This window comes from Rhodospirillaceae bacterium (assembly GCA_002728255.1).
Lineage (GTDB): Bacteria > Pseudomonadota > Alphaproteobacteria > UBA7887 > UBA7887.
Window position 1 is genome coordinate 9,995 of record PBWV01000019.1, and the last position, 24,823, is coordinate 34,817.

Sequence of the window (24,823 nt, forward strand, 5' to 3'; positions counted from 1 at the left end):
ATCGCAAAGTATGAGGAACTCTTTTCCCAAAATAAGTGCCGTAGCGCTTGGAACGCCCTTTCTTGACAATCTTGCAAGCGGCCTGCTGGCTAGGCACGAGACATTTAATTTAGGAAATACAGTAATCATATTGCCCGCTGAGGAGGCTCGCCGCAATTTACTCAAACTTCTAACCATAATGGCTAAACCCAAGGCATTACTGCTTCCCCGGACGTATATTGTTTCCGAAAGTCTGCCGCTTAAAAGACCTCACCGCGAGGGAGACCTGGACTTGATTCTTCCTTGTAACCTTTTGCCCGATACGCTCCCCATACCCTCAGTATATCGAGATCTCCTCTTAGGAAGGCTGATCTTCCAATGGCAAAAAGGGCCTGACCAAACTAATTCTCAGTCTTTACATCGTTGTCTAAAAATTGCACCTACCCTAGGCTCTTTCTTTGATGAATTGCAGTCCTTTCAAACCAACTATTTGTCCTTGGACGATTCTTTTACATCAGATGATGCCTTACACTGGGAGTCCATAAACAAATTTCTTAAAATTATCATAAAACAGTGGCCCCTCATTCTGAGTGAACAAATTTGGCAAGACCCTATTTTGTATGATCAACTTATTACAAAATTACTAATCCAGCACTGGGAAAAAGAACCGCCTAAAAATAATATCATAGTTGCCGGTTTCACGGGAAATCTTCCTCACATTGCTAATCTCTTATCGTTCATTGCTTCACTGCCAACAGGACACGTGGTAATACCCAGCTTGGATCATAAACTGGGCAAAAAGACCTGGGAAAATCTCCCAGAAGATCATCCGCAACACGCACTAAAGAAACTCCTAGTTGACCTGAAAATTGAAAACAACCTAGTGCCAGAGTGGTTTAGTCCGTTTGGTTATTCAAATTCCAGTGCTCCACCCAAGCATCCGGTTAACTTTATTACATCTGTCTTTAGCCCGCGAGAAGACGAGCAGGCTACTAACACTGGACGAAAAACATCGAGTGATCTGACCATGATCACGGCTCACAACATCTACAGTGAGGCTCAAACAATTTCGCTTATTATCAAAGAGTTCCTCACCACCAATAAGGGGGATGTGAGCCTTTTTGCCGAGGACCAAAACCTCGTAAAACAAGTTGCGCTGCAACTTCGACGCTGGAACCTTGATCTTTGCAACTATATAGCTCACAGCCCCGACCCAGCGGGCGCCGGGTCTTTCCTTCAATTAGTTGGAGAAATGATATGTTCAGCTGTTTCGCCGGTTTCCTTGTTGTCGACCCTTAAACACCCAATGTGCACTGGTCATACTTCTTTAACCCTTTTCAAGAATTTGCGTAACGAGCTAGAACTGAAATGCTTGAGGGGCATCAGGCCAGAACCTGGGTTTTCTGGCATAATAGCTTCACTAAACAATAGCGCCGACAAAAATAGGGAATTAATAACTTGGCTCCAAAGCCTTGAAAAAGCCTCCCTTTATTTCTGCCGACTGGTGAAAAGCAAAAAGGCGCCACTCAAGAGTCTCCTGGCCGCCCATATCGATTTTTCAATATGGCTTTCCGAGACGGGAAAGTATCCTGCAACGCGGCTCTGGAAATCTTATGAAGGCAAACGTCTTAACCAACATCTACTTTCGCTATGTTCCACCTTAAAAAACTCGTTTATTATAGAGGGAACTGAATACTCGGATATCTTTAAGTGCCTTCTCCACAATATTCCAAATGACACTCAAGATTTTGATACCACTCGTATCTATGCTTATGATCCGAAACGAACACTGTTCAGTTCTTCGCCCTTACACATTTTAGCAGGAATGAACGAAACAACCTGGCCCTCGTTTTCACAGAACGATGAGTGGCTCAGTCCACAAATGCGGAGAGCCCTCAGCTTACCTAGCAAAAAGAAAACGAAGGCCTTTGCTAATCTCCATATCTGCCAGGCATCCACAGCCTCCAAAATAGTTCTTACTCGAAGCAAAGTGGCTAACGGGGTTCAGACCACCCCAGCCTATCACTTCGCACGTATAGAGAACGCCGCGAAAAAGGAAGGAATGCACGAAGCTGTAGACAAAAGCCGCTACTGGGATCACATGGGTCAAAATTTAGAACACAAAACACTCAGTATTCCACAAAGCCGCCGCCCTGCGCCGACCCCACCCATATCGGCACGGCCCCGAACCTTGTCTGCAACCCAGATTGAACGTTGGATGCAGGATCCATATGGCATTTTTGTATCTACAATTCTTAAAATTAGACCACTTCGGTCTATCGATGCGAAAGTAAATCCATCTGACTATGGCCGAATGGTCCACCAAGCCCTGGAAAGATTTTTACAAACCTACCCCACAAATCTACCACCCAACCCCTATCAGAAATTACTCGAATTCGGCCAGATTTCTTTTAGGAAAGTGCGGACGCAGCCGGAAGCATACGCATTCTGGTGGCCCCGCTTTGAAAGATTAGCACGATATTTTATAGACCAAGAGAACAAAAGCCGGAAACATATTACCGCCGCCTATGCAGAAGTTAGTGGCACCACTACCATAGATTTACCCTCTGGCCCATTTACCCTAACTACAAGGGCAGATCGTATAAATATACGTGTCGATAGAAAAGTGGACATAATCGAATACAAAACTGGTGCATTACCAACAACTCCTAAGATACTAAATGGGAGCAAGCCTCAGCTTTTGCTAGAAGCCCTGATTATCTTAAATAATGGCTTCGAAGAAATTGACACGAGAGCAATCAACTCCATTGTTTCAACCCAATTGAGCGGAGCGTTAACTGCTGGAAATCGCCGGACGATCGAAAAAGGGATTTCAACAAAAGCCACAGAACTTTTATCCACGATCATCGAATTGATCGAATCCTTTGATAATGAAAATACACCTTATTACTTCGTGCCTCACAATGATTTTGCACCTCAATACAACGAATTTGAGCACCTTGCCCGAATGAAGGAATGGATAGCACTTAGCCAAAAACAGAGAACGGAAGAATGAAATCGGGACTTCCCAAGATTAATTCGCTGCAACAGAAAGCGGCTGATCCAGTAACATCTGCATGGGTTGAGGCGTCAGCTGGTACCGGAAAAACCAAAGTGCTTGTAGATCGAGTCCTCCGACTCTTACTTCACGGCAATCAACCATCTAATATATTGTGCCTTACATATACTCGTTCAGCGGCTGCGGAGATGCAGGAGCGCTTAAACGAGCGCCTCCTTTCATGGTCAACCATGTCCAAACAAGCGCTCCAAAATGACCTTGAATCTCTGACTGCAAGAGCTGTCGACTCACACCAATTAGGGGCCGCCGAGACTCTTTATGAACGCGTGGCTAACTCTGAATTTCAGCCAAAATTTCATACTATCCATTCATTCTGTGAAACCCTTTTAAGAAGGTTTCCTCAAGAAGCGGGTGTTGATACTAACTTTACCATACTAGATGAGCATGGCGCCAAAACCCTTCTGCGAACAGCCAGCGAACTCATATTACAACAACTCCAAGGTCCAAAAAGCAACAAATCCGAAGGCGATATTTCCTGCATTAGCCAATATGTTAATAACGAAAGTTTTTCTCGTCTCCTGGATCTATTAGTCGCCGATAGATGGCGACTAGAAAAATTTCTTAGGAACAACGATGAAAATCGAATATCATGTGCAATTGCAGAAATGCTGGGCCTATCAAGGCTAACCTCTCCTGACCTGCTAGTCCAAGTCGCATGTGCAAACACCCATATCGATGCCGAAAGTTGGCGATCTTCAGTATGCTACCTACAAGCCGGCTCCAAAACAGACCACGCCCGAGCGCAAACAATTGATGAATGGATCTCTGCTTCACAACATACACGAAGAGAGTTATTCGAAAAATATTGTGCTGCCTTTCTCACACGCGACCAATTGCCGATAAAAACATTGGTGTCAGCGTCCACCCTCGCAAAGAAACCAGATGCTCTACTAGCTCTCAGAGCCGAGCAATCTCGTCTTCTAGAAATCACCACCAAAATTAAACGGGCTAAAATCGTCCAATGTAGCTCGGCCTTATTAAATTTAACCAAAAAAATCCTGGAGCAGTTTAGTCAGGAAAAAATTAAACAAAATTGCTTGGATTACAATGACTTAATCATTAAATCTGGCATCATCTTAACATCGGCCGACGTGTCATCGTGGGTGCTCTATAAGGTTGATAGAAGTGTTGATCACCTTCTGATAGATGAAGCCCAGGATACTAGTTTGGACCAGTGGGAAATTATCCGCGCCCTGGCATCCGAATTCTTTGCGGGAGAAGGAGCGGAAGAACACCCAAGAACAATTTTCGCGGTTGGGGATTATAAACAATCCATCTATAGCTTCCAACGTGCAAATCCCGAGTCCTTCAACAAGATGCGTGATTATTTTAGAGATCGCGCTAATAACGCATCAGCTCCCTGGGCTGATATTGGCCTTCAGGTCTCATTTAGATCCACCTCCCCAATATTAGAATCCGTTGACCTTGTCTTCGATGAAGTCTTCGCTGCGCCAGTTGAATTTTCTGATGAAACACTGCCTCCTCTCAAGCATTTTTGTTGGCGCGATGGAGCCCCTGGCTTAGTTGAGGTTTGGCCCATAATACAGCCCAGTAGAGACCCAAAGCCAGCTGCAAGGCGGCTCCCGACCCACGTGTCTGCAGAGCGCTCTTCACGAACAACACTTGCCCAAATTGTGGCCAGCAAAATAAATGAGATCTTGTCGGACAGCAGGCGCGGCCATTCCAACTGTTTTCTACCTGAAGATATCATGGTTTTAGTGAGGCGTCGTGGGCCGTTCGTCTTAGATTTGCTGAAAGCACTTAAGAACTTGAAGATACCAGTGACTGGGCTCGATGGAATGGCTCTAACGGACAATATTGCGGTCATGGACCTTATCTCTGTGGGGCATTTCTTACTTAATCCTGATGATGACCTCAGCCTGGCCGAAGTTCTTAAAAGCCCTCTATGCAACTTAGGTGACGAAGATCTATTTAAGCTCGCCCATAATAGACATGGTTCGATATGGCACTCACTCTGCGATTGGGATACCACCAATTCACAATTTCAGGAGGCTCGTTTCCTACTGGAAGACTTGATAGAGAAGTCAAAAATTTTTACTCCCTCCGAATTATATGCAGATTTACTTTTAACACGGAATTATAAAAAATACTTTGTATCTAAAATTGGAATTGAATGTATCGACCCCATAAATGCATTTCTCAATAAAAGCATTGAATACGAGGCTAAAAATAATTCATCTCTTGAAGGCTTTATTCATTGGTTTGAGAACAATGGCGCCATCAGCACACGCGAACCAGCCCTAAAAAGAAATAATGCCGTTAAAATTCTTACGGTGCATGGTGCGAAGGGGTTAGAATCACCCGTTGTATTTCTTCCAGACACGGTCCAGAAGAGTCGGGCCCACAATCCTGTTTTTTGGCCCGACAAAGCACCCTTCCCTATCTGGATCCCAAATGCCACTCTTTTGGACCCACTGACCAGAAAGTGGGTCCTGGAGAAAAAAAAGCGAGAAGCGGAGGAATACAAGCGACTACTATATGTGGCGATGACGAGAGCGAAGGATCAACTCTATATATGTGGTTGGAGTGAGACATCCAATATAGCATCCGATTGTTGGCACACTATTGTCAGCCAAACGTTGGAAAAAGTTGTTGAAGAAACTGATACAAACATCCCAGACAGCGCACAAAAGAATGGGATTTCTAGCATTTTACGCCTTGCTAATTTTACGCCTGGGAAAAAAACTATCGCCTATCCTGGGCCTCCGTTCAAAAACCCCACCCCTCTCCCCACCTGGATTAACTCAAACTTAACGAGGCATGACCACCAATCCATACACCGGACTTCCCCCACATTTGGAACATCAGGCACCTTTATGGGCAATAAACAACCCATCGAAGCATTAATCGCCCAGTTAGTCGACTCCCTTTACCACATAACTGAATCTGAAAGAGAACAGACCGCCAATAAATTTGTATCTCGCCTTTCCTACAGGCACGACACAAACTTACTCCATGCGATCAAAGAGTGGGCCCTAAAGATTCTTGGAACCAAAACTCTCTCCTTTCTATTTCAAGATAATACGCGAGGATGTCTCCCCATCTCTGGTCCCATAAGATATCGTGAGCGGACTTTGTTATTTCATGAAACCATTGAAAGGCTTGTCGACTCGGATGATTCCTTATTGCTGGTGAATTTTCTAGTTGGAAACAACTCTCACACAAACAGGCCCGGCCCTCCGCTTCCGGCCGCTTTCTTACGAAAAATTGCTGTAAGGGCATCTTTAGCCAAATTAGTGTTCCCACAAAAGGATGTAACTTCGGCGATCCTTTGGGTAGATGAACAAAAGCTTCAACATCTCTCCAGTGATCTGCTCAAGAAATGCCTATCTTGACGATAGACCTCGACAACCTTAAGTTTCGGCGACTGAGTTTGCCCTACAGGCTGTATAATGCGATGAAAGGATGTGGAATGACCTCTAATAAAGTTACTGATTCATCATTTGAGGCCGATGTCATTAAATCGGAGAAACCTGTTCTGGTGGACTTTTGGGCTGAATGGTGTGGGCCATGTGTACAAATCGCCCCGATGCTGGAAGAACTAGCAAATGAGTACAAAGACAGCCTGACCGTGGCAAAGGTTAACATAGATGAGAACCCTGAGACGCCGGCTAAATATGGAGTACGAGGAATCCCTACTCTAATCCTTTTTAAGAATGGCGAAATTGCCGCCACAAAAGTTGGCGCGGCTCCTAAGCGACAACTATCGGAGTGGATAAGCACTTCTCTATAAGTCGCCTTTGGCGGACTAATCCACAAACTGGCGAAGCCACCAACCTCCGGAATATGAATAAATGTGGATCGAGTAATCAGTTGAAAAACCTGGGCCCAAGTTGGACACCGGTATTGCGTCAATTTATATACTCATCGTTCATTGATAAAACTTGACCAGCCAGATAGAGAGATCCACACACTACTATATTCTTATTCCCCTCAGAACCTGCCTGTTGGACGGCCGCCTCTAATGAACCGCTGCAGAGAACCGGGGCTCCTACCTCCCTGAGTTGGGTGGCCAAAGCCGCTTCAGTCAGACCTGCCTCTGCATCGAGGGTAATAGGATACACTTTTTCAACCCATGGTAATAGCGGTGCGATAAACTCAGCAGGCGACTTAGTTTGCAGCATTCCTAGAATGAGAACAACGGGCTCACCTCCCAAATTAATCCTGATCGCCTCCGCCAAAGCCTCCCCTGCAGAGGCGTTATGGCCCCCATCAACCCAAATTTTTGTGCTCGGCCCCACCATATTTTTAAGGCTACCCGGGCCCAAAATCTGCAATCTAGCAGGCCATTTCACTCTGCATATGCCCCGGCGTACTGCTCGACTGGAAACCGGAAATTGGTGCAAAAAATCTAATGCCGCTACCGCCACAGCAGCATTATCACGCTGATGAAGCCCCAACAATCCGGGAAGAGGCAGTATTCTTCGACTAGATAAGGACTCGAAAACTGATCCAAATTTTCTGTGACTTACCTTCCATTCGCATCCATACCGCCATAAGGGGACCCCTTTTTGTCTGGCGGCCATCTCTAGGACCCTAGAACCCTCTGGACTCTGTTTAGATACAATAGCGGGCCGGCCACGCTTTAATATACCCGCCTTTTCCTTCGCTATTCGCCTAATTCCTTGCCCAAGATAAAACTCATGATCAACGGATATTGGGGTTAAGATCGACACCTCTGGCTGCTTGATCAAGTTCGTGGCATCCAAACGACCGCCTAAACCCGTCTCTATCAAGCATATATCAGCGGGAGTTTGACTAAACGCAAGGAATGCCGCAGCAGTTATAATCTCAAAGAAAGTTATCGGCCTTCCCCGATTGAGGCGGAGGCAGGTCTTTAAGAACCGCTGTAGCTCTTCATCTGCAATGAGCCTGCCGCCCAACCTTATTCGCTCATTATAACGAACCAAATGCGGCGATGTGTAGACGTGGACTGTATACCCGCCTTCTTCAAGAATACTCCGCAGGAAGGCAATCACAGAACCTTTGCCATTGGTTCCAGCTACATGTACTACGGGCGGCATATACCTGTGGGGCGAGCCCAACGACCTCAAAAGCCGCCCCATCCGAGCCAAATTTAAGTCTATAGAAACTGGGAGCGTTTCATCAAAAACCTCCAGAATTGAATGAGATGGCACGCAGCCCCCTAACCAACTCCAGCCTGGTTGCCGATGGAGCTCTCTTCATCTACCAACTGGCTACCTACCTGCGTTCCCCGAAGTTCTGTTCGGGAAGTCAACGAGCCCTGCGATAGCTTTAATTCTTTGTTTACGAAAAGATCTATTAAAACCCCTAGCTCCTCTCTCAACTGAGACCTAGGTATCACTCTATCTACCATTCCATGATCTTCCAAATACTCAGATCTCTGGAATCCGTCTGGCAACTTTTCCCGAATAGTATCCTCAATAACACGCGGTCCTGCGAATCCAACTAAAGCGCCTGGCTCCGCAAGTGTTATGTCGCCCAGCATCGCGAACGACGCGGTAACCCCACCAGTAGTAGGATTGGTTAGCACGACAATATAGGGAAGACTTGCCTCTTTAACTGCAGTCAGACCTACAATAGTGCGCGGCATCTGCATCAAACTCAGGGCTCCTTCCTGCATACGAGCACCTCCGGAAGCCGTGAAAACCACGAAGGGTGCCCTGCGATCCACTGCCACATGTGCCGCACTTAAAAACCCACTGCCGACCGCAACTCCCATCGAACCAGCCATAAACGCAAAATCCAACACACAAACCACGCATGGATTACCGCAAACCTTACCATAAGCAGCAACAATGGCATCCTTATCTGTAATCCCTGAGCGAGCCTCTTTAAGTCGGTCGGTATAACGTTTTCGATCCTTGAACTTAAGTGGGTCTGATATCGCTGTAGGTAAAACCAACCTCTCATAGTCGCTGTCGTCAAATAAATGGGACAACCGCTCTTCGGGACTAAAAAACATATGGTGTTCACAATGGGGGCAAACTTTCATCCGCTCATCCAGCTCTCGATGAAATATCATCTGATCGCACTCTGGACACTTTTCCCACAGGGACTCACGAACACGCTTTGGACGGACCAGAGCCCGGATTTTTGGTCGAACAAAATTAGTTAACCAACTCATCGCTTAGCTCCTCTGCGAGCTGCCCGGATGCCACTAGAGAGATCTTTAACAAACATAAGCGCTGCCCCTACCGGATCTCCACCCACTCTCTCACTTTCCGCAATTTTTTCGACTAAGGCCGACCCAACAACCGCCGCATCCGCGTGCCTCGCAACATCTGCCGCCTGCTCCGGCGTCTTAATGCCAAAGCCTACCGCTATAGGAAGATCGGTATGGGGGCGTAAAAACTGCAAGGCTGTCTTGACCTTATCTGTACTGGCAGTCCCAGCTCCCGTTATTCCTGTTATGGAAACGTAGTAGAGAAATCCTGTAGTGTTCTTCAGAACAGTTGGTAGCCGACTGGCATTAGTAGTAGGCGTTGCCAAACGGATAAAATGAACGCCTGCCTCAAGAGCTGGCAAACATAACTCCGCATCCTCCTCAGGAGGTAAGTCAACGACGATTAGCCCATCAACACCGGCCGCCTTTGCATTCTTCAAAAACCTCGCCACTCCATATGAATATATTGGATTGTAATATCCCATTAATATCACCGGTGTCTCCACATCCTCCTTGCGCAATTCTTCCACCATTGACAATGTCAAGGCCATTGTGTGGCCGCCCTTCAAGGATCTGAGAGCCGAAGCCTGAATTGACGGCCCATCAGCCATGGGATCAGTAAAGGGCATTCCTAGTTCAATGAAGTCAGCACCAGCACCTGGCAACCCTTTCATGATTCGGCAGCTACGCGCGAAATCAGGGTCACCCGCTGTTATAAAAGTCACCAAGCCACCCCTATTCTCACGGCGAAGTAAATCAAACCGGCTGATCAGACGATCATCCTGTAGCGGAAGGCCGCTCATATACTAACCCCCAATGCTTCCGCCACGGTATAGATGTCTTTGTCCCCACGTCCACACATATTCATCACAATAATATGGCTGCCCGGCAATTTAGGGGCGATTTTTACAACCTGGGCAAGAGCATGAGCTGGCTCCAACGCCGGTAGTATCCCCTCCAATCTAGAGCATAATTGGAACGCTCTAAGAGCCTCTTCATCTGTAATAGAAACGTACTCCGCCCTACCGTTATTATGTAGCCACGCGTGTTCAGGGCCAATTCCCGGATAATCGAGGCCAGCAGAAATAGAATGGGCATCGAGAATTTGGCCATCCTCATTTTGCAATAAATAAGTCCTATTGCCATGCAAAACACCTGGACGCCCCCCTTCCAGAGAGGCCGCATGATTGCCACTAGCAATGCCCTTCCCCCCAGCCTCAACGCCGATTAAACCGACGTTTGTGTCATCAAGAAACGGGTAAAATAACCCCATGGCATTGGACCCGCCGCCTACCGCGGCGACCAATGTATCTGGCAATCGCTCTGAACCTTCTAAATCTTTTAGCTGACTTTTGACCTCTTCTCCTATAACAGCCTGGAAGTCTCTGACCATTTCCGGATATGGATGAGGACCCGCCACCGTGCCAATAAGATAATATGTATTTTCAACGTTTGTTACCCAATCGCGCAAAGCTTCATTCATGGCATCTTTCAAAGTACGAGAGCCTGAGGCCACTGAGCGAACCTCAGCCCCTAGCATTTTCATTCGAAAAACATTTGGTTGCTGTCGTTCAATATCAACCTCACCCATATATATGACACATGGCAAGTCGAATAATGCACAAACAGTTGCAGTTGCTACTCCGTGTTGCCCGGCTCCAGTTTCTGCAATTATTCTGGTTTTTCCCATTTTTTTAGCCAAAAGAATTTGACCGATGCAATTGTTGATCTTATGAGCGCCTGTATGGTTGAGCTCATCTCGTTTGAAATAGATCTTTGCTCCACCAAGATGCGGCGTCAGTCTCTCTGCGAAGTACAAGGGACTGGGACGCCCCACGTAGTGCTTGAGATATCTCTCCATTTCCAAGTGAAAGCTTGGGTCAACCTTGGCCGCCCGATAAGCCTCATCTAATTCCAAAATTAGAGGCATCAAAGTCTCAGCGACAAAACGGCCTCCAAAAACTCCAAATCGGCCATCTTTTTCAGGCCCACTTCTGTATGTATTAAGATGCTTCATGTCCTAGGTGATACGTCCACTGGTAAAAAATGAGCCAAAATAGCCGCCCTTATGGTCGAAATTATTCAGGGAGGAGGGCAACGGGGCCATTATAGCGTTCATGTTGGCCGGCCCTCGAATCCTACAACGTTTTTGTGATTGAGAGAAATTCCTCGATCTTATGACTACTCTTGAAACCGGGTGCATCCTCAACTCCTGAAGAAACGTCAACTACTTTCGCCCCTGTAATGTCGACTGCACTAGCAACATTATCAACTGTAAGCCCACCCGACAAAATCCAGGGCAAGGGCACGTAAGCACCCGCTAACAAGTTCCAGTCGAATGCTACAGCGTTTCCTCCTGGAAGACTATTTAAATCGGTAACTTTTGCGTCGAACAATAACATATCAGCAGCTCTCTCATAACCAAGAGCCTCCTCCAAGTCTTGGCTGCCCTGCACCCTCACCGCCTTAATTACTCGGCAATTAAACTTGCTTTTTATTTGGGCAACACGGTAGGGTTCCTCTGTCCCGTGGAGCTGAACAACCAAGCTGGGCAGGCTTTTTTTTACCCGAGCCAAATCATCATCCGTAGGGTCCACAAACACGCCTACCGGAATAATATACTCCGGCAGTTGGTCCAGCAAAGATTTTGCTACGTCCAAAACAATTGCCCGGGGGGAAGGGTCATAAAAAACAAACCCAGCATATCGAGCCCCAAAACTGACAACACTCGCAACGTCCTGCTTTGTTCTTAACCCACATATTTTAGCATCTACGCCTGATCCAATCATTTTCAGGTATCCAAAGCCCTTTCCACTTCACGTGCAATCTCCCTAGCCGAGTGTTCAATATTCGGTGCTTTCGTGATCGGCCTACCAATTACTAAAAAATCTGCCCCAGCCGCCATAGCTTCATAGGGGGTCATTATACGCTTTTGATCATTGGTGTCCGCTCCATGAGGCCGTATGCCGGGCACGACAAGCTTAAAGTCACTGCTGCACACACCTCGCAGCCTTCGGAGCTCGTGCGCAGAACAAACTACCCCATCAAGACCTGTTCTCTCAGAAAGCTCCGCAAGGCGCAAAACTTGATCATCAACCGTACCTTTGACACCTAAACTAGCTAAGTCTCGCTGCCCAAAACTTGTTAGAACCGTCACACCCAACAAAGTAGGTGGTTCCATACCCAATCTCAGTGCAGCTTCTTTGTTGCTATCAACCGCGGCCTTTATCATATTCTCCCCACCGGCTGCGTGAAGGGTGATCAAGGAAGGACGACAACTGGCCACAGCGGTAACAGCACCGGCGACGGTATTCGGAATATCAAAAAATTTCAAATCTAGGAAAATGGATGTTCCCAAACCCAAAAGGCGGTGCACACCATTAGGCCCATGCCGACCAAAGAACTCCAAACCCAGTTTCACCCCAGCAATATGCTCTCTCACTTCCTCCACTATAGATACAGCCAAATCGATATCCACTGTGTCTATGGCACAAAAAACACGAGAATTTCTGTCCGTATTCATAAAGTCAGCAACAAAATAGGAAATTAAAAGAATTCGACACGATCAACCTTTTTAGTCACCCGGTGGAAGAACACCATTATTTTCTCCAGATGGCGGAAACCGCTTGCCTGATGTCCTTTTTTGACGGTTCGCGGAACGCAGAGCAAGTCGAGCCCCAAAGCTGGAGGCAAAAGCTACAAATCCGCCTACCAAAACTCCAATAAATAAAACGCCGATTAATGCTAGATAGATGGGCAATTCAACAACAACTGCCAAAGGAAACAAATCTAACTCCATCAACCCCCTGTTCGAAACCGCGAATACTACTAGGGTGATTAAGACTAAAAATGCTACTGCATACTCAAAGATCCGAACAAAACCCAAAACTCCTCCGTATACCAGAAGCCAAAAAGCTATGTTTCATTGAGACGCTTGCGTAAAGCCTTGCCTGGCTTAAAATAGGGAACAACTTTCTCCGGTACATCCACAGCCGCTCCTGTCCTAGGGTTTCGTCCTGCGCGAGCGCTTCGCCTTTTGGTCGAAAACGCCCCGAAACCCCTCAACTCAACGCGCTCACCCTTCTCTAGAGCAGCCGACATATGTTCAAAAATGGTAGACACAATCCTCTCAACATCTCGTTGGTACAAGTGCGGATTACGTGTCGCCAACGCAAGAATAAGTTCTGACTTGGTCATCTCTCGCTCCCAAAAAGGCCCTCACGGTGCTTTACCATACTCTTGCACACCAAACTAACTGCTCGAAGGCAAAACCAGTGTCAAAAGTGAGGCTTACGGCGCCGACCCTACAGAAGGGTGCCAAACCGAAACAAGCCCGTCAAGAGTAAGCCTACCTACAAAATCAGACCTCCCTGTCAAAAAAGCGCCTGCCCATTCAGACAGGCCCACAGAGTGACCTGTTTCTATTTCACGCTCTGCGCCTTTATCCGAGATCCCATACGTCTCCTTAAGCCAAACGCGCGCCTCCGCCATGCCTCCAATGGCATCAATAAGGCCGTTTTGATAAGCGCTTACGCCACTAAATACCCTCCCATCAGTAATGTCGTCCAACTTTTCACCCTGCAAGCCTCTGCGTTCACCAACGATTTTTCGGAACATCTGGTGGACATCCTCAACGAGGCTCTGACCCATTTCTCTCCCGGCCGGCGACATGGGCTCAAGAGGGTTTGGCTGGGCCTTAAGAGGACCGCTTCGCAAAGTTTCATGCCCAATTCCAGCCATCCGCATTAGCTCAACGAAGTTAGTCACCTCTAATACAACACCAATAGATCCTGTAACGGTACTTTCTCTAGCAAATATGCGCTCAGCAGCTACAGCTGCCAAGTAGCCTCCAGAAGCCGCCACACCGCCCATCACCGTTACCACAGGCTTCACATTAGCTAGACGATGGAGAGACCTGTACAAGGACTCGCTGGCCGCTGAACTCCCGCCAGGACTGTTCACGTAAATGATTAAAGCACTTAGGTCAGGGTCCTCGAGCAAAGCATCAATTGCCCTGGCACGCCTCCTATCGTCAATAATAACTCCTTCAATTGTCAGTAGGCCAACGTAAGCGCCACGATCGAATATCCCCTCTTTACCAAGCAACGCACTTACAAATAGCACGACAACAATCGCAGATATCGCACGCCAAAAAAACACGGTTCGTTGCAGACGTCGTCGGTCCGCCACCATATCAGTTAGTAATGACATATTCCCTTCAAGCCCAATACACTAGACAGATGTCTATGAATAGATGCATACCAACTATATTTGTTCGTAGGTTTCATTAGGGTGCCCAATTAGGCCCCTCCGCACTTTGCTGGCCGGGAGTGGATGCAGGAAACCAACATAAATTTATTGGTCTTTGGCCCTCAAAAATACCTATTTGCTGTCCTCACTACCCGGGTTCAAATCAGGACTATCTCCGCCCTCTGAAGACCCACCGCCCCCATCTGTACGATTACTTTCTCCGTCGCTTTGGGATTCCTCTTCCTTTTGGCTGATAGCGGCGCCTAGTATTTCCCCTAAACTGGCCCCACTAGAGGACGATCCATATTCCTCCATCGCCCGTTTTTCCTCTTCAATTTCCAGAGCTTTAACAGACAGAGTGATCTTCCTTCCTCCCTGGTCAACATTGCTAATTTTTGCATCCAGCTTTTCACCAACAGAAAATCGATCAGATCTCTGATCACGCCGATCCCGAGCAAGATCCGCCCGCCGAATATTTCCGATCACGCCGTCGGCTAGGGTCACTTCAAGGCCACTCTCGAGCACCTTCGAAATTATGCAGGTCACAACCTGATTTTTCTTTAGAGTTTCAGCAGCCCCAGCAAATGGATCCTCTGTCAATTGTTTGATCCCCAAGCTAACGCGCTCCTTTTCCACATCAATATCGAGAACCCGGGCTTTGATTTGATCACCCTTTTTATACTGCTCAACAGACCCTTCCCCTGAGTTATCCCAGGCAACATCACTAAGATGAACTAACCCGTCCACGTCGCCAACCAATCCAACAAAAAGGCCAAATTCAGTAATATTTTTGATCTCGCCTTCTACTATTGTTCCCACCGGGGTCTTCTGAAGAATATCCTCCCAAGGATTGGCCTCACATTGTTTTAGTCCTAGACTAATGCGGCGTTTCTCTGGATCCACATCTAGCACCATTACCTGGACCTGCTCGCTTGTAGATACAATCTTCCCAGGATGAATGTTTTTCTTCGTCCAACTCATCTCGGACACATGAACCAAGCCTTCCACTCCAGCCTCCAACTCCACAAAAGCCCCGTAGTCGGTAATATTCGTTACGCGCCCCGTAAACTTACCCCCTTCGGGATATTTTGCTGCCGCTCCATCCCACGGATCTTGTTCAAGTTGTTTCATGCCCAGACTAATACGTTCGGTTTCTAGATTGAAACGTATCACCTGCACCTTTACAGACTGCCCAATTGTCAGGGCTTCAGAAGGATGGCTAATTCTCCTCCAAGCGATATCAGTCACATGGAGCAAGCCATCCACCTCTCCCAAATCAACAAAGGCTCCGTAGTCTGTAATATTTTTGACAACTCCGTCCAGCACTTGTCCCTCTTTTAATCCTGAAAGAAGTTCTGCTCTTGCCTCGGCACGAGATTCCTCCATTACCGCACGTCTAGACACCACAATATTGCCCCGGCGCCTATCCATTTTAAGGATCTGAAAAGACTGTTTGTTTGCCATAAGTGGGGAAATGTCGCGCACCGGCCGAACATCAACCTGACTTTGAGGCAGAAATGCTACCACCCCGCCAAGGTCCACCGTAAACCCGCCTTTAACCCGACCGAAAATCGTGCCCTCTACCCGGCTCGTATCAGCAAAGGCTTTTTCCAACAAAACCCATGCCTCCTCCCGCCTAGCTCGCTCCCTACTAAGGCCGGCCTCACCATTCCGGTTCTCCATACGATCTAGAAACACTTCAACCTTATCGCCGACCCCGATTTGAGGGATTTGACCCGGCGCCGCAAACTCCCTTATTGGAACACGACCTTCGGCTTTTAGACCAACATCGATCACCGCCGCATCATTCTCTATGGCAATTACTGTGCCCTCTACAACGGTCCCCTCAAGCTTTTCAGAAGCCATTAAGGACTCCTCGAAGAGGGCAGCAAAATCCTCCTCCGTTACATTTTGACTAGAACGGTCTGTTGGTAAATCATTCATCTTCTTTGTCTATCCCATACCTCATTAACCTATTTCCGCGACCCTGTGTAACCACTTAACCCCATACCAATATACGATACTTAATCACCTAGCCCCACCTACCCGGCCCACCAACTCCTTCGCCGCATTGAAAGCAGAGCCGACATCCATCTCCGTGGTATCCAACAAAAACGCGTCCTTCGCGGGAACCAAAGGGGAAAGTTCGCGGCGGCTGTCCCGCTCATCCCGCTCCCTGATTTCCTGAAGAACCTTGGACCTTATACTTGGTACGCCTCGAGCAAGCAACTCCCTATATCGGCGCCCCGCCCGGGCCTCTTGGCTCGCCGTAACAAAAATTTTCACATCGGCGTTCGGTAGGACCACCGAACCGATGTCACGCCCATCTAGGATAGCCCCGAGGGCTGAGCCAGGCGGAGCCTCAGAAAATTCCCTTTGGTATTTCAAAAGGGCTAACCTGACTTCCTTCTGGATTGCGATAACAGAAGCAACTAAACCTACTCTTTCTTCCCTTAGCTCCCTCTCGGTGGCCTTAATCTTGCCAATGGCCCTAGCTACTTCTGAGACTGCTTTCTCATCTAGAGGGTCCAAATCCAAGGATATTACCCTCGCAGCCACGGAACGATATAGCAAACCTGTGTCCAAATGAGCCAAAAAGAACTCCGCAGCGAGTCCGCGCGAAAGAGTTCCCTTTCCCGAAGCAGCGGGCCCATCTATTGCTATTATCATAGATCCGCTCTCTCAGCCATTACAACCGGACCCCCAAAAGCGCCATATCATCAGCAAACCCAGGATAACTTGTCGCAACCATAGACATATCATCTATCGTTATTGGATACGGGCAAGTGAGCCCCATTACGAAGAAAGCCATTGCGATTCTATGATCCCCGTGAGTGAGAATCTTGGGCATCTGACGCCAACTAGCCCGGCTCTCCCCCCCAATAATGGTCATTACGTCTCCCTCCTCTTCAACCTTTACCCCACATTTAGTTAAACCCTCAACAATTGAAGCAAAACGGTTGCTCTCTTTGACCCGGAGCTCTCCCAAGCCCTGCATCACAGTGGCCCCATCGGCACAGGCCGCAGCCACAGCTAGGATTGGATACTCATCAATCATACTAGGGGCCCGGTCTGCCGAAACATTGATGCCCTTGAGCGCCGAAGTCCGTGCCGTGATGTCTGCGACCGGCTCCCCCCCAACTGCCCCGCGTGAGATCACTTGAAGATCTGCCCCCATTTCACGCAAACAATCAAATAACCCCATACGGGTCCTGTTAACCCCAACCCCCTTCACACAAACTTCTGAATCTTTTGTTAGAAGCGCTGCAACTATTGGGAAAGCTGCCGACGAAGGATCCCCGGCTATCACCAGATCTTGGGGGACTAATTCGGGTTGACCTGATATGCAAATATGATGCCCACCATTGAGCGCCTCCACCTGGACGTCTGCCCCAAATTTTGCAAGCAGGTTTTCTGTGTGATCTCGTGTTCGCCTATCCTCCGTAACACTGGTTACTCCCGGGCAATGCAAGCCAGCCAACAGAATAGATGATTTTACTTGGGCGGAGGCAATGGGGAGGTGATACTCAATAGGAAGTAGACTATCCTTTCCCTTGACAGTAGCAGGCAGCCCGCCACTTTTAGAAAGGCTGATGCTCGCCCCCATGTCTGTTAAAGGGCCAACAACCCGGCCCATGGGTCGGCGGCTCAAAGATTCATCCCCAATAAAGACAGCCTCGATTGGATTCCCTGCCACCACCCCCATTAGTAGACGGGCAGCAGTCCCGCTGTTACCAAGGTTCAAAGGACCCACTGGGTCAATTAATCCGCCGATGCCTGCACCATGAACAAAAACACTACTCCCCTCAGGCTCAGAAATTTGGATTCCAAGCTGCCTTAATGCTTCGATAGTGCACCTGACATCGTCTGACATTAAAAGCCCTGTAAGCCGGCTGCATCCGGCCGATAATGCCGCTATTATCAAGGCCCTATGGGAAATTGACTTATCGCCCGAACCAGAAAGGACACCGCACAAGTTGTTGTTGGAGGATACTTCAATAGGGGTCACAGCGTTTTGTCCCATTGCTATATATCTGTGTTTGGAATGATAAACATCTCTGTACCACAGCTTCCAAGTGGTTGCGACTGGAAGATGGATTTCTTTTTTGCTTTGACAGGCGCGCGTTATCGTGGCAAAGGGCGCTACATAGGTATAAATACCATGTTAGATGAGGCACGCTGTGGCAAAATATGAATGGGGCAATAAGTACACTTGCATCGATTGTGGTGCTGTCTTTTACGACATGATGAAATCTCCAGCGTCTTGTCCTTCATGCGGCACCAAAATTAAATCATCCAATCGAGGAGCGCCGCAACCCCAGCCCAAAGCAGTCGTCCCTGAGAAACCTGTACGAGCGGAAAATTCACTTGACCTTGAGAGCGACGACGAAATAGCTATAACTGACGACACCGAAGACAAGGAGCTTTTGGAACAGGAAGAGGATGATGTAGAAGGCGATGTTAACGAGGTAATAGAAGCTGGGGTGGGTGACAAGCCTAACGACTAAGTAAGAGCGTCTGGGAAACTGGACCACCACAAACTTGAGTGAACGCGCACTTGGCCGGTGAAAGGAATAATAGGAAAGGGGCTATAGCTCAGTTGGGAGAGCGCTTGAATGGCATTCAAGAGGTCGTCGGTTCGATTCCGACTAGCTCCACCACTATTTAAGGCTGTTCAGTATACTGTCCATAATAGTCAAACCCCCTTGTGCAAGAAATTAATTTGCGCCCTTGCCTAGTAGAAGCTTAACCTTGCTGAGAAACAGCAGTGTGATTACCAGTGAACTAAGGGTCTAACGGTGATGGTCCCGTTGACCCTTGCTGTAGCTTGCACCACGCACACTGATACCGAGCATTTTTGCCGTACCAACACCCTCCAGAACTCCTTAGACCATATACTCACCAACGTTTATCAAGCTTGCACCATATTTACAAATGTCTATTCGAACGTCTATAGGTGTGCAAAAAACGCAGGACTGGGTTGCGACTAGATGGCTTGCTGTCACCACGCGAAACTAATATCTTTGCCCACCCGTAGGAGCTATCCGCTAACTCGCGGCCCCCGGAATTTCTGAGGCAACTTGAACTAGAGTAAGCATGAAACTTAAGACTGCGTTTTTTAGTGTTGTGTTTTTGGCCGCCATCGCAGGCGGAGGCACCTATGGACTTAGCTGGTGGAAGCTAAATAAGGACCTTGTGACAACTGATAATGCCTATATTCGCGGGCACGTTACAGTAATAAGCGCCCTCGTAACCGGGGAGATAGAAGATGTTCACGTTATAAATAACGATTCCGTAAGGGCTGGTGAGCCGCTGGTGAGTTTCAAACCGGCGGGTTACGAGGCCGCCGTGGACGCGGAACGGGCTAAACTTCGTGCTGCCAATGCCGATATTCAGGTCGGGCTCGCTGACGTTGATAATTTGAAAGCAAAACGAAGGCTTCAGAAGTCACTAATAGCTCAAGCTCAAGCTCAACTTTCTTCGGCCGAGGCTAAATCCCAAAATGCAGAGCGAGAGTTTCTCCGATATGAAGAACTCTTTGAACGGAAAATTGGGACCCGCCAAAAATACGAACAAGTTCTTACTGGGCGCGATATGGCCCTGGCCGGTGTAAGTCAGGCTATTGCGGAACTCGCAGCAGCACAAGACGAAATTGCTGTCATTGATACCGAAATAAGACGAATGGAAAGTGAGGTTGAGCGCCTGCTTGCCGAGGTAAGCCAGGCAGAAGCTGTTGTCGACAAAAGCGAGCTCGCGCTCTCGGATACAATTGTTTATGCTCCGCAGGACGGGATTATCAGCAATCGCAAAGTGGAACCCGGCATGTACCTAGAAGCAGGGTGGCCGATGATGTCGTTGGTACCCCTGCAACAAACATGGGTTATAGCCAACTTTAAGGAGACCCAGCTAGAAAATGTCCGGGCCGGCCAAACCGCTCTAGTGAAGATCGATGCGTTTCCTAACGAACCCATTATTGGACACGTAGATAGCATGGCACCTGCTAGTGCAGCCGAGTTTAGCCTTCTTCCACCCCAGAATACTACTGGCAATTTCATTAAAGTTGTTCAACGAATTCCAGTACGTATCCTATACGATCTTCCGCCAACGTTGCAGGGGCGCGTCGTCCCGGGTATGTCCGTCATAATTACTATCGACACAAGTTTGGACTCAAAGGTCGGACCCAACCTAGCGGCAAAGCAATAAGGTACTTGCTGTCTCAAAATGGTGGTCTTTGTGCTCAGTAGAACAGCGACATCAGACTCGGAACTCACTTGCCCAAAAACTTAGCCTGTCGTCTCTCAACGAAGGAAGCAAGTCCCTCTGCCGCATCAACAGAGTTCAACAACAAATTCTGAACCGACACAAACTCTCTGGCAGCAGCCCCCCTATTTTTTTCTAGAGCTGTTTGGGCCGAGCGCATAGTCTCTCTAACCGCAAGGGGTGCTTGGCTCGCGATCTTCTCTGCAACTTCGATGGCACGGGCTAGTTCTGTACCTCTATCTACAACCTCTTGGACAAAGTTCATTCTTAACGCGGTTTCAGCACTAAACTCATCGCCAGTCAGTAAGAAATTCATTGCGTTTCCCCACCCAGCGCGCTCCACCATACGTATAGTCGCCCCACCTGTTGCCATGACGCCACGTCGGACTTCCAACTGACTAAATCTTGTGTCATTTGCTGCGATTACGATATCAGCTGCAAGCATTAACTCTATCCCAAGGGTGTAACAGTAACCCTTCACCGCAACCACTAACGGGGTAGTCCGTATGGGAGGTCGCAACCCAAATGGATCGACGTATTCTTGCGGAACTAGCTCCTTGCCTGACTTCATTAAGGAAGAAAATTTTGGAAGATCCAAGCCAGCGGTAAACGAGCCGCCATTAGCGTACAATACACCACACCTAAACCTATTGGACTCCAGTACATTGTACGCGGATCCAAGTTCCTCAAACATCTTCGGAGTAAAACCATTTAATTTTTTTGGCCGGTCAATTTCAATTAAAAGCAAGTCTCCCTTTGCTTCAACCCTCACCGTACCATTCTCATCGCCTTCACTACCCATCAAGCTGACGTCTCCTTCTTAAAAAAACTAACTATATTGGGGATGCTATTATGTGGGCACCAGGTGATTCAACGAAATTCCTTTGAATTAACTAACCAAGCAATGTCACCAAAACTACTTTACTTTATTGCCATCCCGATATTTCCAATCGGACCTTCTTCAAGTAGTTGCGAACCCTGCCAGGAACTGGGGCTCTGCTTCTGGACTAACGTCCATTGCAACGAGTCTATCGCTTTACAAGAACGACATTCTACTGTCCAGCCCGAGCTCACAACACTGCAAACTCCGCAACTCCACTGTGGTTGATCTTGTGCTTTCGTGGCCTTGAGCAGCCATTGGCGAGCGGCATCTTCGTCCCCATGCTCCAATTGTTCCAATCTGGCCATAAGTCGACACAGCCTCCGGTCTGGCTGAGCCTCCACTATCCTTCCCAATTTTTCCCGAGCCGTCCCCCATAGGGAGGCATTTAGTGCGGCATCCGCTGTTATTAGCAACGCTTCTGGATGGTAAGGATTAGAAGCAACCAATGTCTCCAAAGCGCGTAGGCGGTCGAGGGAGGTTTCAGGCTCAAATATTTTGACATATAATTCAGCCACCTCGGGATGTTTCTCTACTTCCCAGGCATCCCTAACCAATAGCTTGGCCTTTCTCGGGCGATCACTGCATAAGAGCAGGCGCACGCCTAACCTTACTGCAGGCAAAAATCCGGGCCTCAGACGCAAGGCTCGGAGCACCAAGCGCTCCGCCCGCCTTTGAAAACCTTCTTCAAGCACAGTTGTAGCCCGATGAAAAAGGATCAGGGCTAGACGCTTTGGAAACTCGGATGAATTAATAATCTTTCGGCGTTGAGCAGTATGCAGAACTTTTTCAGCCTCAGACCAATTCCTCCCGCGTATTTCCAGCTCGATAAGGTTGCGTAAAACCCAGTCTGCATCCGAATTAAGTCGATACGCTTCGCGGGCCAAGTCTATCGACCGCTCTACCTCTCCATTTCGCAATGCCTGGACGAGCAAGCCCCTCAACCCCAAAAAGGCGCTTTCTGGATCTGATAGCATCGATTGAAAACTCTCATTGGCACCGGCGTTATCCCCAGCTAGCAGTGAACTCTGGGCTGAAAGAAGGAGGCGAAGTGGTCGCGCAACATCCAGGGCCTCAACACGTTTTGCTTCTTTTTCTGCGGCACTGGCGTCTCCCGCAGCAACAGCAACCATACCACGCATCAAAGCCCTGTACCCCCTAGTCTGCGCTCTAGCCTTTCTAGCCTTAAATAATCTCTTAGGGGCTCCTACGATAATCCTGACAAGCTCGAAAACAAGTATAGAGAAAACAACTACAGCAATAGCCAACCAAAAAAAAACTGTTACAGAAGCTTCCACCAGGTAGCCACCCCAAATCATCCGGATATGCCCAGATTGTTCAGCTATCCAAACAGCAACAAAGGCTGCCGCAAAAGTTACTCCGAAAAATATGAGTATGCGAAGCATATAACGTCCCGAAGATGTCTACTCATTTTGGCCTGAAGTTTTGTCAGTTTCCTTAATAAGCACCTCTATTATCTGGTCTATCGTCTCAATAGCCGTAACACTCTGCTTCAGAGAATTGATCCAACCCACACCTTCCCCGTTTGCCACACTTAATTTTTCAATTGTGGCTAGAGCATCAGCCAAATTACCAGATATCAATAATGCCTGGGTTTTCCCCAAGATATCGGCTGGCCTTCGGCTGTTACCCCCTGGGTTTATAGGACGGATCGTAACCAGGCGTCTAAAAACACCATGGATTTTATCCCACCAACCCCCATCAGCTGATTCACCGGAAAGAGGCATCATGTCATTAATCACCAAACGGAATTCGCGTTCTAATTCACTTCTGGTCATTATCCCATTTTCGCAAGGTGATCTTAAGGTCTCGAGAAGCTCTATAAGGTCCTCCATCTCAACTACCAAACTTCTTACACTTTCTAGCTGAACCCCACAGGGACGGCCCTGCAACAAATCAACCCGCAACCGGGCCAACAACAACAAAGCTCCCCCTCTAGAAAATTTTTGTCCGCTGCTCCTCTCCTGCAAAGCGACAAACTCTCGACGTAATTTACTGACCTGTGATGCAACACGTCTGTACCTTGCTTCCCATTCACGAGTGCCTCCCTGACTTGCCTGTATAGATGCCAGTTCACCGCTCAAGGTATCGACCCTTTGCCCTAACTTGGAAGCCTTGGTGTCTATTCGTTCAAGCTCCGCATCTAAATTAGCTAAAGCTAAATTGAGACGATCCTGCTCCATCAATATAATATCCACTATCTCAAACCGCTCCAATGTCTCCATGTGTTGCCTCTGTTGGACATCCCAGAGCAACTTGCCACCAAACAAAAGCCCACTGATTGCAGTCACTGCTAAAACGCTAATAACAACCAACCTCTGCCCCTGTCCTTTGGACGCGAGTGGGGACCCGCCTGAGCTACCCTTGCCAGCCCTAGGGTCGTTCCCGCTGCTAGACACGATCGTCACCACGCTGCCTTTTACCAAGCGCCGAAACCGACTCTATTAGGCTAACCATGGTTGGTTGCTCGCTGATCAGGATCTTCTCCCACCCAGCAGTTTCGGTTTCGTGAGCAACTGCAGTACTAAGACAAACCGCAGTCACCCTTCTCAAGGAGAAAGTGTGTTGTTGCAAATTTACCAACCTCACAAAGGTTCGAGCTGATCTGGGAGAGAAAAACAATACTCCACCAACTTCACCCCCCTTAAATGCTGAAATGGTTGACGACAAAAATGTTGTTGCTTCACGTACCCGATAAATTCCGACATGTTCTGCACAAAAACCACGGACGCGGAGGGTTTCAACTAAATCACCAGCCACCTCCTCACTTCCCAAATGCAAAAGCCGCCCACTCGATGGGTCCGCTACACTTGCGATGAGATCCACCAGAGTCAATACATCCCCTTGGGCGGATCTGACATTGCGGAACCCATGCTGTAAAGCAGTCTTTGCCGTTGTATCGCCCACCGCATAAATGGGGATTGTTACATCAGAGACATAATTGCCTAACAATTCTGCAGCAGCCACACTCGTAATAGCTAGCGCCTGGCAGGTTGGTATCTCGACACCGCTATTGGCTAGAGGTTCTATCGTCAACATTGGATCACAGACAGCCGTGATACAACAAGCTGCCAACGCATTGATCGTTGCCGGAATCCGTCCAACCGGCCTCGTAACGAGTACCTTCAATTGCACCTCACTGGACAAAATATTATCCCCTCACAACTGCTAGCCCTAAGAAGGT

The 24,823-nt window shown here is 48.1% G+C and carries 21 protein-coding genes and 1 tRNA gene; 6 read left to right on the plus strand and 16 right to left on the minus strand.

Features of this window, described 5'->3' with window-relative positions; all coding sequences use genetic code 11:
- Positions 1-10 precede the first annotated feature (10 nt).
- The 3 genes from addB (at position 11) to CMM32_04530 (ending at position 6,812) form a co-directional block, all read left to right on the plus strand.
- On the plus strand, positions 11-2,995 hold the full coding sequence (gene addB, locus CMM32_04520) for a double-strand break repair protein AddB (GenBank protein ID MBT06164.1): 2,985 nt from the start codon (positions 11-13) through the stop codon (positions 2,993-2,995).
- The gene (gene addA / locus CMM32_04525; GenBank protein MBT06165.1) at positions 2,992-6,414 is read left to right on the plus strand and encodes a double-strand break repair helicase AddA; all 3,423 of its coding nucleotides are present in this window, start codon (positions 2,992-2,994) and stop codon (positions 6,412-6,414) included. The genes addB and addA overlap by 4 nt, the downstream gene beginning before the upstream one ends.
- A gap of 77 nt (positions 6,415-6,491) precedes the next feature.
- Positions 6,492-6,812, plus strand: a complete 321-nt coding sequence (locus tag CMM32_04530; GenBank protein MBT06166.1) for a thiol reductase thioredoxin — start codon at positions 6,492-6,494, stop codon at positions 6,810-6,812.
- Positions 6,813-6,930: 118 nt separating this feature from the next.
- On the opposite strand, the gene CMM32_04535 is transcribed toward CMM32_04530, so the two are convergent.
- From CMM32_04535 to aroA, 12 genes are all read right to left on the minus strand, one after another.
- Positions 6,931-8,145: a bifunctional folylpolyglutamate synthase/dihydrofolate synthase gene (locus tag CMM32_04535; GenBank protein MBT06167.1), complete on the minus strand. Its 1,215-nt coding sequence runs from the start codon at positions 8,143-8,145 to the stop codon at positions 6,931-6,933.
- 80 nt (positions 8,146-8,225) lie between these two features.
- Entirely contained in the window at positions 8,226-9,188 is a 963-nt protein-coding gene (locus CMM32_04540) for an acetyl-CoA carboxylase carboxyl transferase subunit beta (protein ID MBT06168.1), read from the minus strand.
- Complete coding sequence (locus CMM32_04545) at positions 9,185-10,030, minus strand: tryptophan synthase subunit alpha (GenBank protein ID MBT06169.1); 846 nt, start codon at positions 10,028-10,030, stop codon at positions 9,185-9,187. Before CMM32_04545 ends, CMM32_04540 begins: the two co-directional genes overlap by 4 nt.
- On the minus strand, positions 10,027-11,244 hold the full coding sequence (gene trpB / locus CMM32_04550) for a tryptophan synthase subunit beta (protein ID MBT06170.1): 1,218 nt from the start codon (positions 11,242-11,244) through the stop codon (positions 10,027-10,029). The genes CMM32_04545 and trpB overlap by 4 nt, the downstream gene beginning before the upstream one ends.
- A 121-nt stretch (positions 11,245-11,365) precedes the next feature.
- Entirely contained in the window at positions 11,366-12,016 is a 651-nt protein-coding gene (locus tag CMM32_04555; protein MBT06171.1) for a phosphoribosylanthranilate isomerase, read from the minus strand.
- A 2-nt stretch (positions 12,017-12,018) separates the two neighbouring features.
- Positions 12,019-12,750, minus strand: coding sequence for an orotidine-5'-phosphate decarboxylase (locus CMM32_04560; GenBank protein MBT06172.1), 732 nt, complete (start codon positions 12,748-12,750; stop codon positions 12,019-12,021).
- Positions 12,751-12,801: 51 nt separating this feature from the next.
- Entirely contained in the window at positions 12,802-13,113 is a 312-nt protein-coding gene (locus CMM32_04565; protein MBT06173.1) for a hypothetical protein, read from the minus strand.
- A gap of 29 nt (positions 13,114-13,142) precedes the next feature.
- Positions 13,143-13,424, minus strand: a complete 282-nt coding sequence (locus CMM32_04570) for an integration host factor subunit beta (protein ID MBT06174.1) — start codon at positions 13,422-13,424, stop codon at positions 13,143-13,145.
- Positions 13,425-13,517: 93 nt separating this feature from the next.
- The gene (gene sppA / locus CMM32_04575) at positions 13,518-14,438 is read right to left on the minus strand and encodes a signal peptide peptidase SppA (protein MBT06175.1); all 921 of its coding nucleotides are present in this window, start codon (positions 14,436-14,438) and stop codon (positions 13,518-13,520) included.
- 171 nt (positions 14,439-14,609) lie between these two features.
- Positions 14,610-16,421 (minus strand): 30S ribosomal protein S1, encoded by a 1,812-nt coding sequence (locus CMM32_04580; protein ID MBT06176.1) that lies wholly within the window; start codon positions 16,419-16,421, stop codon positions 14,610-14,612.
- A gap of 84 nt (positions 16,422-16,505) precedes the next feature.
- A complete protein-coding gene (locus tag CMM32_04585; GenBank protein ID MBT06177.1) occupies positions 16,506-17,147 on the minus strand; it encodes a cytidylate kinase in 642 nt (213 codons plus the stop codon).
- A 19-nt stretch (positions 17,148-17,166) separates the two neighbouring features.
- A complete protein-coding gene (aroA, locus tag CMM32_04590; protein MBT06178.1) occupies positions 17,167-18,501 on the minus strand; it encodes a 3-phosphoshikimate 1-carboxyvinyltransferase in 1,335 nt (444 codons plus the stop codon).
- Positions 18,502-18,658: 157 nt separating this feature from the next.
- Between aroA and CMM32_04595 the strand changes: the two genes are divergently transcribed.
- From CMM32_04595 to CMM32_04605, 3 genes are all read left to right on the plus strand, one after another.
- Complete coding sequence (locus CMM32_04595; protein ID MBT06179.1) at positions 18,659-18,985, plus strand: TIGR02300 family protein; 327 nt, start codon at positions 18,659-18,661, stop codon at positions 18,983-18,985.
- A 77-nt stretch (positions 18,986-19,062) separates the two neighbouring features.
- Positions 19,063-19,138: transfer RNA gene (locus CMM32_04600), tRNA-Ala, on the plus strand.
- 436 nt (positions 19,139-19,574) lie between these two features.
- Complete coding sequence (locus CMM32_04605; GenBank protein ID MBT06180.1) at positions 19,575-20,681, plus strand: hemolysin D; 1,107 nt, start codon at positions 19,575-19,577, stop codon at positions 20,679-20,681.
- Positions 20,682-20,745: 64 nt separating this feature from the next.
- Here the strand turns inward: CMM32_04605 and CMM32_04610 are convergent, their stop codons facing one another.
- From CMM32_04610 to CMM32_04625, 4 genes are all read right to left on the minus strand, one after another.
- Positions 20,746-21,540 carry an enoyl-CoA hydratase gene (locus CMM32_04610; protein MBT06181.1) on the minus strand — a complete coding sequence of 265 codons (795 nt, stop codon included), beginning with the start codon at positions 21,538-21,540 and terminating at the stop codon, positions 20,746-20,748.
- A gap of 119 nt (positions 21,541-21,659) precedes the next feature.
- On the minus strand, positions 21,660-23,024 hold the full coding sequence (locus CMM32_04615; protein ID MBT06182.1) for a hypothetical protein: 1,365 nt from the start codon (positions 23,022-23,024) through the stop codon (positions 21,660-21,662).
- A gap of 18 nt (positions 23,025-23,042) precedes the next feature.
- Positions 23,043-24,038 (minus strand): hypothetical protein, encoded by a 996-nt coding sequence (locus tag CMM32_04620; protein MBT06183.1) that lies wholly within the window; start codon positions 24,036-24,038, stop codon positions 23,043-23,045.
- A complete protein-coding gene (locus CMM32_04625) occupies positions 24,031-24,786 on the minus strand; it encodes a hypothetical protein (protein MBT06184.1) in 756 nt (251 codons plus the stop codon). The genes CMM32_04620 and CMM32_04625 overlap by 8 nt, the downstream gene beginning before the upstream one ends.
- Positions 24,787-24,823 lie beyond the last annotated feature (37 nt).

Excerpts from the sequence above, each read along its gene's own strand:
- CMM32_04545 (MBT06169.1), bottom strand. The coding sequence starts at position 10,030 with ATGAGCGGCCTTCCGCTACAGGATGATCGTCTGATCAGCCGGTTTGAT.
- addB (MBT06164.1), top strand. The coding sequence starts at position 11 with ATGAGGAACTCTTTTCCCAAAATAAGTGCCGTAGCGCTTGGAACGCCC.
- CMM32_04540 (MBT06168.1), bottom strand. The coding sequence starts at position 9,188 with ATGAGTTGGTTAACTAATTTTGTTCGACCAAAAATCCGGGCTCTGGTC.
- sppA (MBT06175.1), bottom strand. The coding sequence starts at position 14,438 with ATGTCATTACTAACTGATATGGTGGCGGACCGACGACGTCTGCAACGA.
- CMM32_04610 (MBT06181.1), bottom strand. The coding sequence starts at position 21,540 with ATGGGTAGTGAAGGCGATGAGAATGGTACGGTGAGGGTTGAAGCAAAG.
- CMM32_04530 (MBT06166.1), top strand. The coding sequence starts at position 6,492 with ATGACCTCTAATAAAGTTACTGATTCATCATTTGAGGCCGATGTCATT.
- addA (MBT06165.1), top strand. The coding sequence starts at position 2,992 with ATGAAATCGGGACTTCCCAAGATTAATTCGCTGCAACAGAAAGCGGCT.
- aroA (MBT06178.1), bottom strand. The coding sequence starts at position 18,501 with ATGGGACAAAACGCTGTGACCCCTATTGAAGTATCCTCCAACAACAAC.
- CMM32_04570 (MBT06174.1), bottom strand. The coding sequence starts at position 13,424 with ATGACCAAGTCAGAACTTATTCTTGCGTTGGCGACACGTAATCCGCAC.
- CMM32_04535 (MBT06167.1), bottom strand. The coding sequence starts at position 8,145 with ATGGGGCGGCTTTTGAGGTCGTTGGGCTCGCCCCACAGGTATATGCCG.
- CMM32_04580 (MBT06176.1), bottom strand. The coding sequence starts at position 16,421 with ATGAATGATTTACCAACAGACCGTTCTAGTCAAAATGTAACGGAGGAG.
- CMM32_04585 (MBT06177.1), bottom strand. The coding sequence starts at position 17,147 with ATGATAATAGCAATAGATGGGCCCGCTGCTTCGGGAAAGGGAACTCTT.
- CMM32_04605 (MBT06180.1), top strand. The coding sequence starts at position 19,575 with ATGAAACTTAAGACTGCGTTTTTTAGTGTTGTGTTTTTGGCCGCCATC.
- trpB (MBT06170.1), bottom strand. The coding sequence starts at position 11,244 with ATGAAGCATCTTAATACATACAGAAGTGGGCCTGAAAAAGATGGCCGA.
- CMM32_04555 (MBT06171.1), bottom strand. The coding sequence starts at position 12,016 with ATGATTGGATCAGGCGTAGATGCTAAAATATGTGGGTTAAGAACAAAG.
- CMM32_04560 (MBT06172.1), bottom strand. The coding sequence starts at position 12,750 with ATGAATACGGACAGAAATTCTCGTGTTTTTTGTGCCATAGACACAGTG.
- CMM32_04615 (MBT06182.1), bottom strand. The coding sequence starts at position 23,024 with ATGCTTCGCATACTCATATTTTTCGGAGTAACTTTTGCGGCAGCCTTT.